This is a genomic window from Paraburkholderia sp., from assembly GCF_034668105.1.
Lineage (GTDB): Bacteria > Pseudomonadota > Gammaproteobacteria > Burkholderiales > Burkholderiaceae > Paraburkholderia.
In genome coordinates this window covers 1-2534 of the sequence record NZ_JAXDPY010000067.1, presented here as the reverse complement: position 1 = coordinate 2534, position 2534 = coordinate 1, and the positions used below count along the sequence as shown (strand labels likewise).

Sequence of the window (2534 nt, the reverse complement as noted above, 5' to 3'; positions counted from 1 at the left end):
ATGGTTAAGTTTAACGAAACGTTACTCGATCGCACCTTCGCCGCGCTGTCCGATCCGACGCGGCGTGCGTTGCTCGCGCGTCTGTCGCAACTGAACGATCTATCGGTCAGCGAACTCGCCGAGCCGTTTGCGATGTCCTTGCCCGCGGTGATGAAGCACCTCGACGTATTGTCCGAGGCCGGTCTCATCACGCGCAGCAAAACGGGCCGCACGGTGGCGTGCCGCCTGTCCGCCGGACCCATGCAGGAAGCCATGGCGTGGCTCACCCGCTACCAGCGCTTCTGGTCCGAATCACTCGATCGTCTTGCTGCTTTCGTCGAAGAGGAAACCCCATGTCCACCCAGCCCAGCCTCACCCTCCAGCGGCGTCTCAACGCCGCGCCAGCCAAAGTCTTCCGCGCCTGGACGGAGGCGGCGCAACTGATGAAATGGATGCATCCGGGCGACTCCGAGGTGGTCCGCGCGGAACTGAATGCGCGCGTCGACGGGCGCTTCGCGATCGTGTATCGCAAGCCGGACGGCCGGGAAATCGAGGCCAACGGCCAGTATCTGGAGATCGTGCCCGACGCGAAGCTGGTGTTCACGTGGGCGTGGCGCTCGGATCCGGAGCAGGAATCATTGGTCACCGTGCTGCTGCGCCCGGACGGACACGGCACCTTGCTGACGCTCACTCACGAGCAGTTCGTGGACGAAGAAACGCGCGATCTGCATCAAGCCGGCTGGAGCGAGGGTCTCGATTCGCTGGAACGCTACTTCGCCTGATCTGGCTCTATCGGACCTGCACGACGCAGATAAGGAGACGCACATGGACCCGCAACACCGGATCGGTACCCGCGAAGAATGGCTGGCCGCCAGCAAAGCGCTATTGGTTGAAGAGAAAGCGTACACACGCGCCGGCGATGAACTCGCCCGCAAACGCCGCGCATTGCCGTGGGTGAAGGTCGATAAGACTTACGTGTTCGACACGCCGCAAGGCCGCAAGACACTCGCGGATCTGTTCGGCGGCCGGAGCCAGTTGATTGTCTACAAGCATCACGATCGCTACGAAGAGAAGGCGAGCGGTTGCGCCGCGTGCGGCTCGTGATGGTGGGCAGGTGTTTTCGCTGGCGAGTGCGATGGCGGATCTCTGGCTGCTCGTCCGCTGCTTACGGCTGTCTTTCAGTGGCGCGATAAAGCGCAAGTCGAAACGGATGGCGCTGCATCGCGCAGCGTCAAACTCACAGCGTCATCTCGAGGGCGGGCTTGAGAAAGAACTCGATCGCCATCACTACAAGGCCCATTACCGCGGCTGACAGCGTCAACGTGCCGTATTCGTCGTAGCGTGAATCGTACAGGCACGCCACGACGAAAATGATCGCCATGAGGTTGGTTAGCCAGTCGAAATTCAGCGCGAAGGTCATCGATTAAATCCGGACTCACGCGCGACTCGTATCGTCGAATCACGCAATTATGTGAGCCGGATTCTAGCGAGTTGAGCTTACGGATTCGCAACGAATGTGCTTACACTAATTACGCCTCGTACGACTCCCGAAAGGCTGTTGATTTCTGCCGGTAGCGCTGACCCAGCGTCGTAGATGTTCGACGTTCAACGCGTTGCCGCTTCAAGGTATCGCTTCAACCTGAGGCTGCACGTATGCAGTTGACCGCGGACTTCGTACGTGCGATTCGCCGAACGTGACGCCGTCCCACGGCAGCTCGCGCCTCTCCCTTTGCGTCGCTAACCTTGCGGGGATTCTGGCGCCGAGTATCACCGGTTTCATGATCCAGTACGGCGCCGGCTATTCGTCGGCGTTTGTGCTCGCGAGCGCAATGGCGGCAGCCGGCATGTTGGCGCTCTGGTTTTCAGTGCGCGGACAGAACGTTGAACGTCTGCGTCGGGCACCCGTCTAGCGCGCGTCGAGCACAAGTGCCCAACGCGCGAAGGGCAGGGCTGCTAACTTCCGTCCCGGAGGTGATCTTCCTGGTGGATGTTCTGCATGAAGTGCCCTCGACGGGCACCTCATAGAACAGTCACCTGGAAACCATCATGTCGTGCTCGATCCAGTCGATCACCGACGTGCGCTGAGGCTGCCAGCCGAGCAGTTTGCGGGCGCGCTCGCCGCGCACGCGGCTGTTCGAACCGAGCCCGTACGAAGCCATTTCGTAACCCCATTCCTTCTGTGCTTCCTCGAGCGGCCAGTCTTGCGCGTCGCCCAGTTTCATCACGCGGGCGATCGCGGCGCTCATGTCGCGAAACTCCCGGGGTCCTAGCTATTTTTGTTCGTCTGGCAGCGTGGATTCTGAACGTGTATATACAAGTCACCGGTCATGACCATGGGCAGAAGTTTGGAGCGCTCCGTCGCACCGAGCCTGCCGCCCAAAGCGATATCTATGCCAGACAAGCATCCTGCCCCTCATGGAAACCCCTAGTCCGGAACCTGCAAAAACCAGTTGTATATACAAGCTGACGCCGCTAGACTTCTCTGAAATTGTATAGACAAGACAGGACACGACATCATGATGATTCTGAAGCCCGGCTACCTGACCCTCCCGCAA

Annotated in this window: 4 protein-coding genes and 2 pseudogenes; 4 read left to right on the top strand and 2 right to left on the bottom strand. The window is 60.1% G+C overall.

Features of this window, described 5'->3' with window-relative positions:
• From QOC89_RS03455 to QOC89_RS03445, 3 genes and pseudogenes are all read left to right on the top strand, one after another.
• Positions 1-423, top strand: a 423-nt coding sequence (locus QOC89_RS03455; protein ID WP_323043743.1) for a metalloregulator ArsR/SmtB family transcription factor, incomplete at its 5' end; no start/stop codon positions are given.
• On the top strand, positions 423-761 hold the full coding sequence (locus QOC89_RS03450; RefSeq protein ID WP_323043742.1) for an SRPBCC domain-containing protein: 339 nt from the start codon (positions 423-425) through the stop codon (positions 759-761). The genes QOC89_RS03455 and QOC89_RS03450, both read left to right, overlap by 1 nt.
• Before the next feature lie 43 nt (positions 762-804).
• Positions 805-1074, top strand: a pseudogene (locus QOC89_RS03445) (DUF899 family protein); the annotation flags it as partial.
• A 142-nt stretch (positions 1075-1216) separates the two neighbouring features.
• Here the strand turns inward: QOC89_RS03445 and QOC89_RS03440 are convergent.
• Positions 1217-1399, bottom strand: a complete 183-nt coding sequence (locus tag QOC89_RS03440; RefSeq protein ID WP_323043740.1) for a hypothetical protein — start codon at positions 1397-1399, stop codon at positions 1217-1219.
• Between the two features lie 274 nt (positions 1400-1673).
• Here QOC89_RS03440 and QOC89_RS03435 point away from each other — a divergent pair, with 274 nt between their 5' ends.
• Positions 1674-1889 (top strand): hypothetical protein, encoded by a 216-nt coding sequence (locus QOC89_RS03435; RefSeq protein WP_323043739.1) that lies wholly within the window; start codon positions 1674-1676, stop codon positions 1887-1889.
• Between the two features lie 120 nt (positions 1890-2009).
• Here QOC89_RS03435 and QOC89_RS03430 read toward each other — a convergent pair.
• Positions 2010-2246 (bottom strand): annotated as a pseudogene (locus QOC89_RS03430) (epimerase); the annotation flags it as partial.
• Positions 2247-2534 lie beyond the last annotated feature (288 nt).